General features: G+C 37.5%; 18 protein-coding genes and 8 tRNA genes. 25 read left to right on the top strand and 1 reads right to left on the bottom strand.

Going from position 1 to position 17,121, the window contains the following annotated elements; translation table 11 throughout:
- Positions 1-56: 56 nt before the first annotated feature.
- The 5 genes from AC2CGN_RS21300 to AC2CGN_RS21320 all read left to right on the top strand — a co-directional run bounded on the left by AC2CGN_RS21300 (position 57) and on the right by AC2CGN_RS21320 (position 5,432).
- Positions 57-746, top strand: coding sequence for an alpha/beta hydrolase (locus tag AC2CGN_RS21300; RefSeq protein WP_484516081.1), 690 nt, complete (start codon positions 57-59; stop codon positions 744-746).
- A gap of 354 nt (positions 747-1,100) precedes the next feature.
- On the top strand, positions 1,101-2,618 hold the full coding sequence (cshA, locus tag AC2CGN_RS21305) for a degradosome RNA helicase CshA (protein ID WP_283869800.1): 1,518 nt from the start codon (positions 1,101-1,103) through the stop codon (positions 2,616-2,618).
- Between the two features lie 180 nt (positions 2,619-2,798).
- The gene (locus tag AC2CGN_RS21310) at positions 2,799-3,278 is read left to right on the top strand and encodes a PH domain-containing protein (RefSeq protein ID WP_484516083.1); all 480 of its coding nucleotides are present in this window, start codon (positions 2,799-2,801) and stop codon (positions 3,276-3,278) included.
- Positions 3,271-4,743, top strand: coding sequence for a PH domain-containing protein (locus tag AC2CGN_RS21315; protein WP_484516085.1), 1,473 nt, complete (start codon positions 3,271-3,273; stop codon positions 4,741-4,743). Before AC2CGN_RS21310 ends, AC2CGN_RS21315 begins: the two co-directional genes overlap by 8 nt.
- Before the next feature lie 113 nt (positions 4,744-4,856).
- Positions 4,857-5,432 (top strand): GNAT family N-acetyltransferase, encoded by a 576-nt coding sequence (locus tag AC2CGN_RS21320; protein WP_429983233.1) that lies wholly within the window; start codon positions 4,857-4,859, stop codon positions 5,430-5,432.
- Between the two features lie 77 nt (positions 5,433-5,509).
- On the opposite strand, the gene AC2CGN_RS21325 is transcribed toward AC2CGN_RS21320, so the two are convergent.
- Positions 5,510-6,133, bottom strand: a complete 624-nt coding sequence (locus tag AC2CGN_RS21325) for a rhomboid family intramembrane serine protease (protein WP_429986224.1) — start codon at positions 6,131-6,133, stop codon at positions 5,510-5,512.
- Between the two features lie 64 nt (positions 6,134-6,197).
- Between AC2CGN_RS21325 and acpS the strand changes: the two genes are divergently transcribed.
- From acpS to AC2CGN_RS21425, 20 genes are all read left to right on the top strand, one after another.
- A complete protein-coding gene (acpS, locus tag AC2CGN_RS21330) occupies positions 6,198-6,551 on the top strand; it encodes a holo-ACP synthase (protein ID WP_286926309.1) in 354 nt (117 codons plus the stop codon).
- 217 nt (positions 6,552-6,768) lie between these two features.
- On the top strand, positions 6,769-7,833 hold the full coding sequence (locus tag AC2CGN_RS21335) for a LolA family protein (RefSeq protein ID WP_484516089.1): 1,065 nt from the start codon (positions 6,769-6,771) through the stop codon (positions 7,831-7,833).
- Between the two features lie 208 nt (positions 7,834-8,041).
- Complete coding sequence (gene alr, locus AC2CGN_RS21340) at positions 8,042-9,163, top strand: alanine racemase (protein WP_484516091.1); 1,122 nt, start codon at positions 8,042-8,044, stop codon at positions 9,161-9,163.
- Positions 9,164-9,402: 239 nt separating this feature from the next.
- The gene (locus tag AC2CGN_RS21345) at positions 9,403-9,690 is read left to right on the top strand and encodes a hypothetical protein (RefSeq protein ID WP_484516103.1); all 288 of its coding nucleotides are present in this window, start codon (positions 9,403-9,405) and stop codon (positions 9,688-9,690) included.
- A gap of 4 nt (positions 9,691-9,694) precedes the next feature.
- Positions 9,695-10,045, top strand: coding sequence for a type II toxin-antitoxin system PemK/MazF family toxin (locus AC2CGN_RS21350; protein ID WP_004232054.1), 351 nt, complete (start codon positions 9,695-9,697; stop codon positions 10,043-10,045).
- Positions 10,046-10,343: 298 nt separating this feature from the next.
- The gene (locus AC2CGN_RS21355) at positions 10,344-10,745 is read left to right on the top strand and encodes an anti-sigma regulatory factor (RefSeq protein ID WP_286926312.1); all 402 of its coding nucleotides are present in this window, start codon (positions 10,344-10,346) and stop codon (positions 10,743-10,745) included.
- Positions 10,746-10,754: 9 nt separating this feature from the next.
- Positions 10,755-11,753, top strand: coding sequence for a SpoIIE family protein phosphatase (locus tag AC2CGN_RS21360; RefSeq protein WP_484516094.1), 999 nt, complete (start codon positions 10,755-10,757; stop codon positions 11,751-11,753).
- A gap of 74 nt (positions 11,754-11,827) precedes the next feature.
- The gene (locus AC2CGN_RS21365; protein ID WP_286926314.1) at positions 11,828-12,160 is read left to right on the top strand and encodes an STAS domain-containing protein; all 333 of its coding nucleotides are present in this window, start codon (positions 11,828-11,830) and stop codon (positions 12,158-12,160) included.
- Positions 12,160-12,630 (top strand): anti-sigma B factor RsbW, encoded by a 471-nt coding sequence (gene rsbW / locus AC2CGN_RS21370; RefSeq protein WP_283869792.1) that lies wholly within the window; start codon positions 12,160-12,162, stop codon positions 12,628-12,630. The genes AC2CGN_RS21365 and rsbW overlap by 1 nt, the downstream gene beginning before the upstream one ends.
- Positions 12,608-13,393 (top strand): RNA polymerase sigma factor SigB, encoded by a 786-nt coding sequence (gene sigB, locus AC2CGN_RS21375; protein WP_429983230.1) that lies wholly within the window; start codon positions 12,608-12,610, stop codon positions 13,391-13,393. The genes rsbW and sigB overlap by 23 nt, the downstream gene beginning before the upstream one ends.
- Positions 13,394-13,542: 149 nt before the next feature.
- Positions 13,543-15,717, top strand: coding sequence for a Tex family protein (locus tag AC2CGN_RS21380; protein ID WP_484516096.1), 2,175 nt, complete (start codon positions 13,543-13,545; stop codon positions 15,715-15,717).
- A gap of 65 nt (positions 15,718-15,782) precedes the next feature.
- Positions 15,783-16,244 (top strand): SprT family protein, encoded by a 462-nt coding sequence (locus tag AC2CGN_RS21385; RefSeq protein ID WP_286926317.1) that lies wholly within the window; start codon positions 15,783-15,785, stop codon positions 16,242-16,244.
- Positions 16,245-16,335: 91 nt separating this feature from the next.
- A tRNA-Asn gene (locus tag AC2CGN_RS21390) sits at positions 16,336-16,412 on the top strand.
- A 1-nt stretch (position 16,413) separates the two neighbouring features.
- Positions 16,414-16,485: transfer RNA gene (locus AC2CGN_RS21395), tRNA-Glu, on the top strand.
- A 36-nt stretch (positions 16,486-16,521) separates the two neighbouring features.
- Positions 16,522-16,597, top strand: a tRNA-Asp gene (locus tag AC2CGN_RS21400).
- A 5-nt stretch (positions 16,598-16,602) separates the two neighbouring features.
- Positions 16,603-16,677: transfer RNA gene (locus AC2CGN_RS21405), tRNA-Gln, on the top strand.
- 15 nt (positions 16,678-16,692) lie between these two features.
- A tRNA-Lys gene (locus AC2CGN_RS21410) sits at positions 16,693-16,765 on the top strand.
- A 66-nt stretch (positions 16,766-16,831) separates the two neighbouring features.
- Positions 16,832-16,917 (top strand) — tRNA-Leu (locus tag AC2CGN_RS21415).
- 25 nt (positions 16,918-16,942) lie between these two features.
- A tRNA-Arg gene (locus AC2CGN_RS21420) sits at positions 16,943-17,019 on the top strand.
- A 26-nt stretch (positions 17,020-17,045) separates the two neighbouring features.
- Positions 17,046-17,119, top strand: a tRNA-Gly gene (locus tag AC2CGN_RS21425).
- The last annotated feature ends 2 nt before the right edge of the window (positions 17,120-17,121 follow it).

Here is a 17,121-nt window from a genome sequence, read left to right on the forward strand (position 1 = left end):
CTACAAGGAATCGGTGAGACAACATTCTCACCGATTTCTTTATAGAGGTGAAAGAAATGTCAGTAGGTGTATTATGTATACACGGATTTTCAGGAGGTCCCTATGAGGTAGAGCCTTTTACTTCCTATTTACGAGCTCATACAGATTGGCTCATTGAGGAGCCCACTTTATCAGGTCACGGTGAGGAATTACAGATGCAAGGCTTTACTGCTAAGCATTGGCTAATGGATGCGGAACTCGCCTTTCGAGCATTGGCTAAGAAGGTAGATGAGGTTCTAGTAGTTGGGTTTTCAATGGGAGGGATTATTGCGCTATATCTTGCTAAACGCTATCAGGTGAAAAAGCTTGTGTTACTAAGTGCAGCTGCCAAATATGTTAGTCCCAAGCAATTGGTTAAGGATTTTAAAATGCTTGCGACGGAGGCGTACCATCGTAATTTATTTAATAACGAGTTGTTTATGCGATATCGACATAAGTTTAACAATGTACCTTTATCATCAACTATAGAATTTATGAAGCTTGTTCGAATGGTCGAGCCATATTATAAAGATATTGATATCCCTGTCTATATTGTTCAAGGAAAATTAGACGGAATAGTGCCTTATCATACAGCTCAATTCTTATTTGATGAATTAATCTCAAACGATAAAACATTGTATTTTTCTGATAATGGTAAGCACCATATATGTTTCGACAAGGATTGTACTAAGTGGTTTTCTCAAGTTTTGACGTTTTTAAAGGGATAATGAAATAGTCAGATTATTACGACTCATGCGTTATCGTTGCATACGATTTAAAGCCATGTTAGACTAGTGTAAGCAATGGATACATTTTGTGCGAAGACTCTTCATATTTGGTTGAAGAGTACTTTTTTTTGAAACACAACGGTTTTATTCTAAAGTGATTATTACGACAGAATCGAACCGCTCGGTAAAGACCGGGCTTTCCTTTTCATATAAGAGAGCTCTATGTGACCATCATATAGAGAAAATTTTTAAGTAACGGAAACGTTCCACAACACAGGCTCGAATTTGCCGACAACTTCATCTGAAAATGTAACCATTTGTCAACTTAAAAGCAAAAAAAGGAGAATGAGAAGTTTGACAAATTTTTCAGAATTAAATATTAGTGAATCTACATTACGCTCTGTAAAGCGTATGGGATTTGAAGAAGCAACACCAATCCAAGAAGGTACTATTCGTTTTGCTATCGAAGGCCGCGACGTATTAGGTCAAGCACAAACTGGTACTGGTAAAACTGCCGCTTTCGGGATTCCACTTATCGAAAAAATTGACCCAAAAAATCCAAATATCCAAGCATTAGTAATTGCTCCAACTCGTGAATTAGCAATTCAAGTATCAGAAGAGCTTTATAAAATTGGTTATGATAAACGTGTAAAATTATTATCAGTTTACGGTGGGCAAGAAATTGGCCGTCAAATTCGTGCACTGAAAAATAGACCTCAAATCATTGTTGGTACACCAGGACGTATTATTGATCATATTAATCGTCGTACGTTAAAATTAGAAGATGTGCAAACATTAGTACTAGATGAAGCAGATGAAATGTTAAACATGGGCTTTATCGATGATATTAATTCAATCTTAGAAAACGTGCCGACTGAGCGTCAAACATTACTGTTCTCAGCAACAATGCCACCAGCTATTCGCAAAATTGCTGAAACATTCATGCGTGATCCAGAAATCGTAAAAATTAAAGCAAAAGAATTAACAGTTGATAATATTGATCAATATTTTGTGAAGTCTGCTGAACGCGAAAAGTTCGATATTTTATCTCGTTTATTAAACGTTCACCAACCAGAGCTTGCTATCATCTTTGGACGTACAAAACGTCGCGTGGATGAGCTTGCACAGGCCCTATCAATTCGCGGATACTTAGCAGAAGGTATTCATGGTGATTTAAGCCAAGCAAAACGTATTTCAGTATTACGTCAATTTAAAGAAAATAAAATTGATATTCTTGTTGCTACAGATGTAGCTGCACGTGGACTTGATATTTCTGGTGTAACACATGTTTATAATTTTGACATTCCACAAGATCCTGAATCATATGTTCACCGTATTGGTCGTACAGGGCGCGCAGGTAAATCAGGTCTTGCAGTAACATTTGTAACACCTCGTGAAATGGGTTATTTACGTATTGTTGAGGAAACAACGAAAAAACGTATGACACCACTTCGTCCACCAACTTCTGATGAAGCTCTTGAAGGTCAACAACGGTTAGCTGTAGAGACGCTAGAAGGTCTTATCGCGAATAATAATCTAGGTGATTATCGTACATTTGCAGCAGAATTACTTGAAAATCATGATGCGCTTGATGTTGTTGCTGCTGCTCTTCGTACATTAACAAAAGAGCCAGATGATACACCAGTGACTATTACGGAAGAAAGACCATTACCGATGCGTCGTGAGCGTTCTTCTAACAATCGTGGCGGAGATCGTGGACGTAATAACCGTAGCTTTAACGGACGTCGAGATAGTGGACGTAGCGGAGACCGACGTGGCGGAAGTCGTCGAGATGGCGGACGCCGTGAAGGTGGTGCTCGTCGTGAAGGTGGACAAGGGCGCTCTCGTGCACCACGACGTCACGAAGATTAATTTCAGACTCCCACCTCAACAGAGTGGGGTACAATTCAAAATCTGGACGCATTTACGCCAGGGCAAAATTGATTATTACGAACCTTACAGTCAAAGTGGCTGTAAGGTTTTTTTCGTATATTTTGAAACAAAAGGAGCATTCAACTCGTATACGTAATTAAAGAAAGTGAGGGAACAACTTTGAGAGCAGAACCAATTCATAAAATTTCCCGAAAAGGGTTAACTGTGTGGCGTTTATATGGTGTATTACAAACAATGTTGCTATTGATTGTGGCAGTAATTGCTTCCTACTGCACGTATTATTTTGAGTGGCCATCATTTATTTATTTCATTGCTGTAGCAGTAGTCTTACTGAGTGCTATTTTATCAGTTTACCTATTTCCAAAAATAAGGTGGGAACGCTGGCGTTATGAGGTCCGTGAGAATGAAATTGAAGTACAACACGGTTTATTTGTTGTTAAACGTACCCTTATTCCAATGGTGCGTGTACAGCATGTAGATACAACACAAGGGCCAATTTTAAAAAAATATGATTTAGGTAATATTTCAATATCAACAGCAGCAACTGTACATACGATTCCTGCGCTTGTGATGGATGAAGCTGATGGACTTCGTGCACGAATTTCGGAATTAGCAAGGGTGGCGGAAGATGATGTCTAAGGAAATTAATCGTTTACATCCAATATCAGCTATTATAACAAGTGCAAAAGTATTAAAAAGCATGATTTTACCTGTTGCTATTATTTTTGTTACGAATGGTTTTAAATTTTCGTTTAATTATAATAGTGATCATTTTTTAAAAACACTGTTATTACTCGGTGTTTGGGTAGTAGTAGCTGTACTTGCGGTTGTTAGTGGGATTATTAGATGGCGTACTTTTGTCTATTGGTTTGAAGATGGCGAATTACGTGTAAAGTATGGCCTGTTTGTTAAAAAGAAGCGTTATATTCCATTTGAACGTATTCAAAGTTTAAATTACAATGAAGGAATTTTTCACAGGTTATTTGGTTTAGTAAAGGTACAGATTGAAACCGCAGGAAGTAAGGATGGAAAGCCCGAGGCAGAGTTAACGGCAATACGTAAAGCGGCGGCTGATGCAATAGAGCTGGAAATGCGTCGAGCAAAAAAACAAATAGCGGAAGAAACTGAAGATGAACAGCCTGCTCAAATGACAGAGGAAGTGGTAGTTCCGCAGATTTATCATATGTCCATCCGTGATTTACTAGTTTTGGCAACGACCTCGGGTGGAATTGGCGTCGTACTGTCTGGTCTTGCAGCAATTGTCTCTCAGTTTTCAGATATAATTCCTTATGAAACTGTATTTCATGAGTTAGCTGACTTTGTTAAAATTGGAGCCTTTTTAGTTGCACTAACAGTAATGTTCATCTTAATCGTTGCATGGTTTGTTTCTGTAGTAATCACATTAATTAACTACTATGAGTACACTGTTAGAATTGAAGATGAAAAGTTAATCATTACAAAAGGGTTACTTGAGAAAAAACGAATTACTTTACCCTTAAATCGAATTCAGGCAATTCGTGTGGTAGAGAATCCATTACGTCAATTATTTGGATTTGCAACAGTGGTTGTTGAGAGTGCTGGAGGAAATGGTGAGAGTGGAAAAGATAAGAAGATTATTTTATTTCCACTTATAAAAAAACAGGCTTGTCTAGAAACGTTAGAGCAACTTTTCCCAGAAATGAACTGGCATCCAGAATTTATTCATTCTCCAAAACGTGCTCGTCCATTTTTCTATCGTATCGATTTTATTTGGCTCATCCCTATAATTGGGGCATGTAGTTACTTCTTGTATCCGTATGGTTTACTTTCACTGCTGCTGGTTCCACTTACAATACTTCTTGGGATTTGGCAGCATAAAACGGCTGGTTATATGATTGATGGAAAGCAGCTTACAATGCAATACCGAGTATTTAATCGTATTACATTTTTTATGGAGAAAAAACGTATACAATCTATTGAAAGCACTCAAACGTATTTCCAAAAAAGAAAAAATGTTATGTCTATTAAAGCTACAGTAATGTCTGGAATGACTGGAATGACTGGAAACGTTCCGAGCTTAGAACAGAAGGATGCTGAAACCATCTTATCCTGGTATGAGCATTAATCATATGGAAGGCTAACCATTTACAATTTTTTGTAATGGTTAGCCTTTTTTAGCTATAAATAAACAATAATAATTTATATAATAGAATATATCTAACAAAAGGGGTGGATTTTTTGTTTAAATATGATATTAGCGAAAACACGTATTTGAAATTGTTGGATTTAAACGATGTAGATGAGTTATTTACATTAACAGATCGGTCAAGGGAAACTTTGCGAGAGTGGTTACCTTTCGTAGATGATGTGAGAACCGTAGAGGATACAGAAAAATTTGTAAGAAATGCGATGCATCAATATGCTAATAATAATGGTATACAAGCAGGGATTTATTATGAGGGGAAACTTGCAGGAGTAATTGGCTATCATCAAGTGAATTGGCAGCATAGATGGACGAGTATCGGTTATTGGTTAGGAAACGATTTTGTTGGTAAGGGGTTAGTTACTAATTCAATGAAAGCTTTTATTGATTATGCTTTTAGCTATTTAAAGTTAAATCGTATAGAAGTACGTGTCGCTGTAGGGAATATTCGAAGCCGTACAATACCAAAAGTGCTTGGTTTTAACGAGGAAGGTCGTTTAAGAGACGCTGAATGGTTATATGATCATCATGTCGATCAGGTTGTCTACGGATTAACGGCAGCTGAATGGAAAAAACTAAAATCAACGAACGAGAATACTATCGTTTTATAATAAAAAATTGGTCGTTATGATAAAAGATAAAGTAAGAGGAGCATCCGTTTTCATAAGGATCCTCCTCTTTGTGTCTGCTATTTACCTGCCATTTTTTGTTTACGCCAGCTTAAAATTCTTTTGGGGTGTAAATAAATCAACCCAAGAATGAATCCAGTGACTAAGCCTCCTATATGTGCATAGACATTCACATTTGGCTGTATAAAAGTCATAATGACACTGATTACAATGATTGGTAAGATTAGCTTGCGGAGCATAGGCATTGTGCGGCGTGTATAATAAACAAGCGCCCCAAAAGCACCAAAAATGCCAAAAATAGCCCCACTTGCACCGAGACTACCATAGCCACTATCATTATTAAGTAGATAGGTAGCCATGTTTCCTACAATGCCGGATAATAAATAAATTGTTATAAAACGTGCCTTACCCGCAATTTTTTCAAGCTCTGGCCCGAAAATATACAATGAAAACATATTAAAGAGCACGTGTAAGAAGCCGGCATGTAAAAACATTGCAGAAAAAATACGCCACCATTCACCGTTCTGGATTAGGAGATTTATTTGAATTCCGTAATTCAATACAAGTACCCCAACACCAGGTAAAATAGTTAATACATAAAAAATTAAATTAATCGCTATAAACATAGAAACAACAGGGTAATACTTTGTGTATTGCTTAAAATTTTCTGTTCTACTAAACATGGCTCCACCTCAATTTACAATTATTATACATGGCTTTTTAGCAATAGGAAAAGGAGAAGTTCAAATGATTAAAGGAATTGGTCTTGATATTGTAGAAATTGAACGTATTGCCAAAGCATTGACGCGAACAAATAAATTTAAAGATCGGATTTTATCTGAAAAGGAAAGAGTTTTATTTGATGCACATTCAGAAACTCGTAGAATAGAATTTTTAGCTGGGCGATTTGCTGCTAAAGAGGCATTTTCCAAGGCTTTAGGAACGGGTATTGGCGAGCAATGCAAGCTTCATGATATTGAAATTTTAAGAGGAGAAGCTGGGAATCCTGTTTTATATTTTAAAGGAAAACTTGTAAATGGTTTTGTTAGTATCACACATACTAAGCAATACGCAGCAGCGCAGGTAATATTGCTGCTGTAAGTAATAGTGAATATCGTGCTAAAAGACGCTCTACCTTCTGTAAATTCTTTGAACATTAAAGATCAATTTCGCCCTGGCGTAAATGTAGCTATGCTTTCGATACAAAAAAACATTTGCTGAATGAAGATAAATATATTGCCTGCTCTTCTGATGACATAACTGACAAATAAGGTTCATATATTGTCGTAGTGGATTTGAAAGAAGAAAGGGTGAAAGCGTGGGCAACCGTATAGTTAAATGGCTCGTCTTAATTTGTACAATATTACTTCTGTCGGCGTGTGGTACAGCCTCACAGGAAAAAGTGTTGAAGAAGGTTAATGGTAAATGGGCAGAGACAAATGGTTATGAGTTAAATGCCTCGATGGAGATTAAATCGGGTGGAGAGCCAAGAAAATATGATGTAACAGTTTGGCATACTAAACCTGACTTTTATCGAGTAGAAGTAGTAGAAAGCGGGAAAGATGTTTCGCAGATGATAGTACGAAATGCAGATGGAGTGTTTGTAGTTACACCGACATTGAACAAAATGTATAAGTTCCAAAGTGACTGGCCAAAGAAAAACAGTCAGGCATATTTAATAGGTGCTCTAGCAGAAGATTTAGCTGAAGATAAAAATGTTGTCATGAAAGAGCAAGAAAAAGCATATATATTTGAAGCGGCTACTAGAAATAGCTATAAAAATAGTATGCCTCATCAGGTGATTACAGTTAATAAGAAAACATTGCTTCCAACTTCCGTGGTCATTATGAATGATGTAAAGGAAGAACAAATTCGTATCACATTTAAAAATATCAAATTAGGTGTTCAGCATGCAGCCAAGGAATATGCAGTTGAGCAATTTACGGAAACAGATCAAACAAAAGGTGAACAAGCTGCTCCTACAGAAAAGGATGACAAAGGCGAAAAAGACGGTAAAGAAGCAGTAGGTGCTGAAATTGAAAATAAAGAATTCCAAACAAATTACCCTGTTGTTAATTTGGAAAATACGAAGATGACGGAAGAAAAGGTTATTCGTGAGAACGGTATGGATCGTGTCATCTTAACATTCGAGGGTGACAAGCCATTTACAGTCATGCAACAACCAGCTACCAAAGAGAGTGCGATGTTACCAGTATCTTCACCAGGTGATCCGGTAGATTTAGGCTTTACAATCGGTGCGATAACAGATACATCTATTAGTTGGGAAAAGGATGGGGTTGCATTCTTTGTTGCATCAAGTAAATTAACTCGTGATGAAATGATAGAAGTTGCTACTTCTATGACGATAAGTAGTATGAAGTAATTTATTGTAGCTACAGCTTTCAAATCACTGAAAGCTGTAGCTTATTAAGCTAAATAGTGATTAAACACTGTTTAGAAAGTGTTAAGTTGTATAATATATTCTAGAAGTTATAAAAAGCAGTTAAGTACAATAACTTGTCAATTAGAAAGAATTAAACGAATTTATGGCAATACATAATGTTTTAATAAAAAATAAAGAGGGTATCCTAATGATGACACAGCAGCATTTTAGACCAACAAAAGCAATTATAGACTTACAAGCAATCCAACAAAACATACAAAATTTGAAAAAACTACTTCGACCAAATGTTCAAATTATTGCTGTAGTAAAAGCCAATGCATATGGTCATGGAGATGTAGCTGTTGCTAAAGCAGCCTTAGAAGCAGGCGCTACTATCCTTGCCGTAGCAACACCAGACGAAGCATTACATATTCGAGCACATTTTGAAGAACCTGACATACTAGTTTTAGGTGCATCTCCAGTTTCGTTTGTCCCTTTTGCAGCTCAAAAGCGCATTATTCTTACGGTATTTGCAAGTGAATGGGTCAAGCAGGCTGCTCCGTTAATAGCGCACGAAGCAGACCCGTTACGACTACATATAAAAGTAGATAGTGGAATGGGGAGAATCGGCGTTCGCTCTGAACAAGAGCTTTTGGAGCTTTCTAACACAATTCTAACAGCAAATAATATGAAACTTGATGGGATATTCACGCATTTTGCAACAGCAGATGAGGAGGATACATCCTACTTCGATAGACAAGCTCATTTCTTTGAGCAATGCCTATCCGCTTTACCTGAAAAACCTAGACTTGTCCATGCCTCAAATACAGCTACATCTTTAGTTAAAGGCGCTCATTTCCAATATGACGCTGTCAGATATGGTATTTCAATGTATGGATTATCACCGTCGCCATATGTGGAAGGTATTCTACCTTTCCAATTACAGCCTGCGTTTACACTTGAAAGTGAGCTTGTCCATGTGAAGCAAGTACGAGCAGGAGATTCTGTTGGCTATGGAGCTACGTATGCTGCCCCTTCAGATTTGTGGATAGGAACGATACCAGTAGGCTATGCAGATGGGGTAATTCGTAAATTAGTCGGTCAAGAAGTATTAATTGATGGTCAAAGAATGCCGATAGTTGGACGAATTTGTATGGACCAATGTATGGTTGCCTTACCAAAAGCATATGCTATAGGGGAGAAGGTAACACTTATTGGTCATCAAGGGAAAGATGTCATCTCAATAGATGAATGGGCTGTTAAACTTGAAACCATTAATTACGAAGTACCATGCATAATTACAGCAAGAGTACCACGGGTATACGTTTAGTTGATTATAAGCAGGCACAATAAACAAAAAACTTTCTTTCATAATTGGTGAATGATAAACACTGGAGAAAATATCACCAAAAATTTAATTTGCTGATTGGACTAATAAGGTAAATCGGCATATACCTTCGACAACCTACATATTTTTACAACTTGTCCTTCAAATTGTCAGATATTTTGTCATTTCATGTCTTTTCAACAATATCTTTCAATGATAGAATGAGTAGTAATGAAAAGTGGATGGTTCCGTTGGAGGTGCTTGCTGTGTACGAGAAAAAGTTAAGAGAAGCTACAATTGCTGTTCAGGATAGACTATTTCTACAAACAAAGGAAGTAATTGAAGGTGAATCGTTTGCGCGTGTTTTGTCGCGCAATATTTTAATGCAGGAGCAACCAAATCAAATACGGGAAGCTATGATGAAAGGATATGTTGAAATGTCTCATATAAATCTGATGATTGCAAGTGAATGCTTGCATGCGGAGTATGAAGCACAACATATGGTGGAGCGTCTCGTTAGCGGGGGATGACACTTTGAATGTAAAACGTGGTGACGTTTTTTTTGCAGATTTATCGCCGGTAATTGGATCCGAGCAAGGAGGGACTAGACCGGTGCTGATTATTCAAAATGATATTGGCAATCGATTTAGTCCGACTGTCATCATCGCAGCTATAACTGCACAGATTCAGAAAGCAAAGTTACCGACTCATGTTGAAATCAATGCTGAAAAGTATGGTTTTGAACGTGACTCGGTTATTCTGCTCGAGCAAGTGCGAACAATCGATAAGTCAAGATTGACAGATCGTATTACGCAGCTTGATCATGCAGTAATGGAGAAGGTTGATGGTGCACTGATGATTAGTTTAGGGCTTGTCAAATTTTGATATACATATATGTATAGAGGCATCGAGATGATTTTTCATCTCGATGCTTTTTTGAATGAAACTCTCAAATACTACATTTCCATAAATTGAATTTGTTATTTGAAAATGGTATTAATAGATTTAAGGGGAAAATAAAATACTATTCAAAATAGATTTTTGAAAAAATTAAAGAAAGGTTTATGAAAATATACATAGAATATACCATTTATAAGATTTATGAAATGAGATTAAAACAAATAAAAATTCAGGTCGAATATAAGTGTACAGAATAACTCCGAAAGGAATTGGGGGGACAACGGTGGCAAAGAGGTCTTCGGTTGAAATTATTACTGAATGGGATATAGTTACAGCAAGACAACTGGGGCGCAATGAAGCAAGGGCACTTGGATTTGGCACTGTTGATCAGGCTAGAATAACTACAGCTATTAGTGAATTGGCTCGAAATATATACTTATATGCAAATGTTGGCTTCATTGAAATTGAAAAAATTGAAACGGACGCAGAAAAGAAAATAATTATTATTGCAACTGACCAAGGTCCGGGAATAAAAGATGTTCGCAAGGTGATGGAGGATGGTTACTCTACTTCTGGAGGACTTGGAGCAGGTTTACCAGGCGTGAATCGTTTAATGGATACAATGACCATCCACTCTGTTATTGGAGAGGGTACTACCATCAGAGCTGAAAAATGGCTGCGATAGGATGTGGTAATGTTGGATCGATTAGAGTCACAGTATAAGAAAATTTTGTCGGATTACTTGACTGACCAAACAGAGAGAAATTTATATATAGCTCAAAACTTCACACGGCAGCTAATCCAAAAAAATGTTTCTCCAGAGGATGTTGTAAGTATTCACAAAAACGCAGTCAGCAAAATATTACCTGATAGAATGAGAGAGGAACAACCAGCATATGATTTTCTAATTGAGGTAATGGTCCATTATGGCATGGCACATAGGGAGCACCAAAGCTTATTGCAAAAACAGGCTGAATATGAATTGGAAATGAAAATCGCTACAAACATTCAAAAAACATTACTCAAAACGGTTGTACCGCATTTAACGGATGTTGACATAGGAATGGTATCGATTCCAATTCGCAAAATGAATGGGGATTATGTACATTTTTTACATGGTCGGGAGGATTATTTGAGTGTAGCGGTGACAGACGTAGTAGGAAAAGGGGTTCCGGCTGCTTTATGTATGTCTATGGTGAAATATGGTCTTGAAACATTAGAATATACGTATAAAGATCCTACATATGTGCTAGAAGTTATTAATCGAGTAATTGAAAAAGGCGTGGATGATAGTATGTTTGTTTCCATGTTTTATGGCTGTTTGGATCTACAAAAAAATACTTTTTCCTACGCTTCAGCAGGTCATGAGCCAGCGCTACATTATTGTGCTAGACGAGATGAATTCTTTACTTTGGAGGCAAAAGGTCTATTACTGGGTGTACTGCCTGAAACAAAGTATATATATAAAGAAATTACTTTAGAGAAAAATGATATCATCCTGATGATGACAGATGGTGTTACTGAATTTAGATCACATGAAGAATGGAACTCGCGAGAGATTATTACAGTATTGATTGCAAAGAATAAGCATTTGACAGCCCAAGAGCTATGTAATCTTCTTTATAAACAAATTGAGGAGCTACAGGATTTTAAACTATCGGATGATTTTACAGTTGTTATTTTAAAAAAATAGGATGTAGAAGGTTTAATTTTTTTTATAAGTGGGAAATGAAGTACAGTCTAACAAATATGGTGGAGGTGTGCTATATGGACGTGGCAATACATTTTAAAGAAATTGATTATAAATTATATGGATTTGTAGAGGGTGAAATAGATACCTTTACTGCTTCAGTTCTACGTGAGGAGCTAGAGGCTATAAAAATTACTGAAGGATTAGAAATAGAACTTAATTTATCAAAAGTAAATTATATGGATAGTACAGGTTTGGGTATTTTTGTAGCCTTTTATAAAAAAGCATTACGTGAGAATGGAAAAGTAAAACTTGTTGGTTTATCGAATAGATTACAACGGCTATTTGAAATTACTGGATTAAGCGATTTAATGGATATTGAAACTGATAAAAAGGTGGAATTAAAATAATGAAGGAATTTGATTATATTGAAATAAGGGTTCCTGCAAAACCGCAATTTGTCAGTGTAATTCGGTTAACGGTTTCTGGCTTAGCTAGTCGAGTTGGTTTTAATTATGATGATATCGAGGATTTAAAAATCGCAGCAAGTGAAGCAGTTACAAACGTAGTACATCATGCATATAAGGATGATGAAGAAGGTGAAATCGTTATTGGATGTGCTCTGTATGAAAATAAACTCGAAATGATGGTTGCGGACTATGGAAATAGTTTTAATTTTGAAGAGATTAAGTCAAAAATTGGGCCATATCATCCTGGAGATTGTATAGCTGGTTTACGTGAAGGTGGTTTGGGACTTTATTTAATGGAAACTTTGATGGATGAGGTGATGATTAATAACGATGGTGGCGTAACTGTCTTTATGACAAAGTATGTCACTAGGGAGCAGGTGGAAAAAAATGTCGAAAGAATCACTACATAAGTCTTCGTCTAATGAAGATGTATTAGAGTGGATTGCATTGTACCAATCAACTGAGGATGATGAAGCGCAAACAAATTTAGTGATTCATTATCGATATTTAGTTGAATCCATAGCACGCAAGTATTCGAATGGAAAATCTTATTATGATGATATTGTTCAAGTAGGTATGCTAGGATTACTTGGTGCAATTAGACGTTTTGATCCCAATGTTGGTAGAAGTTTTGAGGCATTTGCTGTACCAACGATTGTTGGAGAGATTAAACGTTTTTTACGCGATAAAACATGGGACGTTCATGTACCAAGACGTATAAAAGAGCTGGGACCGAGAATTAAAACAACAGTGGAAGCGCTGACCATTGAGTTGCAGCGTTCTCCATCTATTAAAGAAATTGCAGATCAATTAGAAGTGGAAGAGGAAGAAGTTCTTGAGGCTATGGAGATGAGTCGTAGTTATCAAGCTCTTTCTATGGATCATTCAATAGAGTCAGATTCAGACGGAAGTACAGTAACCTTGTTTGATATAATGGGTAAAGTAGATGATGGCTATGAAATAACCAATAAAAGATTAATTGTTTCTGATGCCATGAACGTTTTAAATGATAGGGAAAAACAAATCATTCAGCTTACATATTTAGAGCAACTTAGTCAAAAAGAAGCTGGAGAACTATTAGGAATTTCTCAAATGCATGTATCTCGAATACAAAGAAAAGCAATAAAGAAATTACAGGAGGTTATCTTAGCAAGTGGTGGCGTTTCGCTCTAAACGTTTAAATAAAGGCATTTTTGCTAAAATTACAAAGGTTATCATGTCAGTGTCGTTGAAATAGTTTACTCTATGTTTAGAGTAGACTATTTTTTTGCATTTTTAGTAAAGTGTAATGGTAAAATGAAAAGAAAAAAGGTAGTGATGATGTGGATCAAAAGCAATTGTTACAGCTTATTGCAAAGGATGTTGCAATCAAGCCAGGCCAGGCAGAGGCTGTTATTAAATTATTAGAAGAGGGAAATACCGTACCGTTCATAGCACGCTATCGAAAAGAAGCTACTGGGTCCCTTGATGAGGTGCAAATTAAAGCTGTAGAGGAGCGTTATCACTACATACAGCAGCTTGAGCATCGCAAAGAAGAGGTTATTCGATTAATTCAAGAACAAAATAAGTTAACACCGGAATTAGAACAAGCTATCCAAGCAGCAATTGTTTTACAGCGTGTAGAAGATCTATATCGACCGTATAAACAAAAGCGTCGTACTAAGGCAACAATTGCGAAAGAAAAAGGATTAGAACCTCTTGCGGATCTTTTATTAGAATATCGCTCTGATACATTAGCGCAATTAACTGTCCAATTCATAGATGGGGAAACCGTTGCAAACACAGAGGATGCATTAGCTGGTGCAAGAGATATTTTAGCCGAGCGTTTTGCTGATGACGCAGCAATTCGTGAGAAAATTCGTGCGTATTCATGGAAAGACGGTCTACTCGTAACTAGTGTGAAAAATGCGGAGGCAGATGATAAAAACGTTTTTGAAATGTACTACGAATATGAAGAACCTGTAAATCGTATTGTTCCTCATCGTATTTTAGCGGTAAACCGGGGAGAGAAAGAAGAAGTTTTAAAGGTAGCCATAAATGTTCCGGTAGAGCGTGTATTAATGATTATGTGGAAAGAGTGGATTCCGGCAATTGGTTCTTCTCCAGCAATTGCTGAGGTAAAGCTTGCGATTGAGGATTCTTATAAACGCTTAATCCAGCCTTCAATTGAAAGAGAATTACGAAATGAGCTTACTGAAAAGGCTGAAGCGCAGGCTATTCATATCTTCTCAGAAAATCTGCGCAATCTGCTTTTACAACCACCTATGAAAGGGAAATATGTATTAGGTGTAGACCCTGCTTATCGTACCGGTTGTAAGCTAGCAGTTGTTGATGAAACAGGGAAAATGTTAGAGGTTACAGCTATTTATCCTCACCCTCCTAAGCCTGACGTAGCAAAATCAAAGGCTGTTGTAAAGGAATTATTAGCAAAATACCCAATTCAAATAATTGCTATTGGTAATGGGACTGCCTCACGTGAAACAGAACAATTTATTGCTGATGTTATAAACGAGCTTGCTACCGAAATAGCCTATGTAATTGTCAATGAAGCGGGTGCATCTGTTTATTCTGCCTCAGAGATTGCACGGGCAGAGTTCCCAGATTTACAGGTAGAGCAGCGTAGTGCTGTTTCTATTGCACGTCGTCTACAAGATCCTTTGTCAGAGTTAGTGAAAATTGAGCCTAAGGCGGTTGGGGTAGGTCAGTACCAGCACGATGTATCACAAAAGAAATTGACTGAATCCTTAACATTTATCGTAGAGACAGCCGTTAACCAAGTTGGTGTAGACGTTAATACTGCCTCAGCCTCTTTATTACAACATGTTTCTGGGTTATCAAAAACTGTTGCAGAGAATATTGTGAAGGTGCGAGAGGATAATGGGCAGTTCACCACACGTGCTCAATTAAAGAAAATTCCACGACTTGGGGCAAAAACGTACGAACAAGCAATTGGTTTCTTACGAATACCTGAAGCAAAAAATCCGTTTGATGCAACGGGTATTCACCCAGAAAGCTATAGTTTGGCTGAGCAAATATTAGAGGTTGCACAAATAAATAAAAGTGAACTTGGTACACAGAAGGCAGAAGAGGCGATTGCTAACCTAGATGTGCAAAATTTAAGTGAGGTACTTGATATTGGGGTGGTTACAATTCGTGATATTGTCGATACATTAATGAAGCCAAGCCGTGACCCACGTGATGCATTCCCACAGCCACTATTAAAAACAGATGTATTAAAGATGGAAGATTTACAAGTTGGCATGGAACTACAAGGGACAGTCAGAAATGTTGTTGATTTTGGAGCTTTTATTGATATTGGTGTGAAGCAGGATGGGCTTGTGCACATTTCTAAATTGCAAAAAAAGCGTATTAAGCATCCTCTAGAAGTAGTTGCGCTAGGAGATATTGTAACAGTTTGGGTAGAACAAATTGATGTGAAAAAAGGGCGCATTTCATTAACTATGTTGCCTCCTGAAAATCAAATAATGGAAATGTAATAAATTCAAACCACACTGTCTATACTACGCAGTGTGGTATTCTTGTTGTTAGAGGTGATCGTGATATGAACAATGAGGAACTTCAAAAGCTTGTCAGCAGAATATCATTAGAAAGTTTCCAAAAGCCTTTCATGCATCTAGCATATTTTAATGCAAGGTTACGCTCTACTGGTGGGCGTTATCTCTTACAATCACATAATATAGAAATTAATCCAAAAGCATATGAATTGTATGGTCTTGAGGAAGTAAAGGGTATCGTTCGTCACGAGCTTTGCCACTATCATTTACATTTAGAGGGTAAGGGTTACCAGCATCGAGATAAAGATTTTCGAGAATTATTAAAAAAAGTAAAAGCTCCCCGGTTTTGTTCGACTCTTCAGACACCTAATACTTTGCGAAAAAAGCAACGTCGACTTTATACATATTCGTGTGTTAAATGCCAACAGATATATGTAAGAAAGATTAGAATGAATGTCGAGAAATACTGCTGTAGCAAATGTTTAGGACGTTTAAAATTACAAGAATAAAAAAACTTTAGAAAAAGGGTTGACGTTTACTTGATGTGTCACTATAATAGTAAAAGTCGACAAGATAACGACAACAAATTACATGAATTATTCCGAAGTAGCTCAGTTGGTAGTAGCACCTGACTGTTAATCAGGTTGTCGCAGGTTCGAGTCCTGCCTTCGGAGCCATGGCCCCTTGGTCAAGTGGTTAAGACACCGCCCTTTCACGGCGGTAACACGGGTTCGAATCCCGTAGGGGTCATTTCATTCGTAATATTTTTTAAAATGTAGTAATATTGGTCCCGTGGTGTAGCGGTTAACATGCCTGCCTGTCACGCAGGAGATCGCCGGTTCGATCCCGGTCGGGACCGCCACTTATTGGGGTATAGCCAAGCGGTAAGGCAACGGATTTTGATTCCGTCATGCCTAGGTTCGAATCCTAGTACCCCAGCCATTCATTTCTTAATTAGAGCCATTAGCTCAGTTGGTAGAGCATCTGACTTTTAATCAGAGGGTCGAAGGTTCGAGTCCTTCATGGCTCATCTTTTTAAGAAAAAAGGTTGATTTTTCGGATTATCATAGTATAATAAGAAAGTTCCTAATTGAATGCGGTCGTGGCGGAATGGCAGACGCGCTAGGTTGAGGGCCTAGTGGGGGCAACCCCGTGGAGGTTCAAGTCCTCTCGGCCGCACCAAGTCGATTTTGAATTAATATTATTTGCGCCCGTAGCTCAATTGGATAGAGCGTCTGACTACGGATCAGAAGGTTGTGGGTTCGACTCCTGCCGGGCGCGCCATTTTATAAAAAACTTTAATATTTTGTGCGGGTGTAGTTTAATGGTAAAACCTCAGCCTTCCAAGCTGATGTCGTGAGTTCGATTCTCATCACCCGCTCCAAA

This window comes from Lysinibacillus sp. DFXJR4 (assembly GCF_057196045.1).

What these genes read in the sequence shown, in the direction of transcription:
- AC2CGN_RS21345 (WP_484516103.1), top strand. Translation starts at nt 9,403, where the DNA reads ATGGTTCCGTTGGAGGTGCTTGCTGTGTACGAGAAAAAGTTAAGAGAA.
- acpS (WP_286926309.1), top strand. Translation starts at nt 6,198, where the DNA reads ATGATTAAAGGAATTGGTCTTGATATTGTAGAAATTGAACGTATTGCC.
- rsbW (WP_283869792.1), top strand. Translation starts at nt 12,160, where the DNA reads ATGAAGGAATTTGATTATATTGAAATAAGGGTTCCTGCAAAACCGCAA.
- AC2CGN_RS21360 (WP_484516094.1), top strand. Translation starts at nt 10,755, where the DNA reads ATGTTGGATCGATTAGAGTCACAGTATAAGAAAATTTTGTCGGATTAC.
- alr (WP_484516091.1), top strand. Translation starts at nt 8,042, where the DNA reads ATGATGACACAGCAGCATTTTAGACCAACAAAAGCAATTATAGACTTA.
- AC2CGN_RS21300 (WP_484516081.1), top strand. Translation starts at nt 57, where the DNA reads ATGTCAGTAGGTGTATTATGTATACACGGATTTTCAGGAGGTCCCTAT.
- AC2CGN_RS21365 (WP_286926314.1), top strand. Translation starts at nt 11,828, where the DNA reads ATGGACGTGGCAATACATTTTAAAGAAATTGATTATAAATTATATGGA.
- AC2CGN_RS21385 (WP_286926317.1), top strand. Translation starts at nt 15,783, where the DNA reads ATGAACAATGAGGAACTTCAAAAGCTTGTCAGCAGAATATCATTAGAA.
- AC2CGN_RS21315 (WP_484516085.1), top strand. Translation starts at nt 3,271, where the DNA reads ATGTCTAAGGAAATTAATCGTTTACATCCAATATCAGCTATTATAACA.
- AC2CGN_RS21325 (WP_429986224.1), bottom strand. Translation starts at nt 6,133, where the DNA reads ATGTTTAGTAGAACAGAAAATTTTAAGCAATACACAAAGTATTACCCT.
- sigB (WP_429983230.1), top strand. Translation starts at nt 12,608, where the DNA reads ATGTCGAAAGAATCACTACATAAGTCTTCGTCTAATGAAGATGTATTA.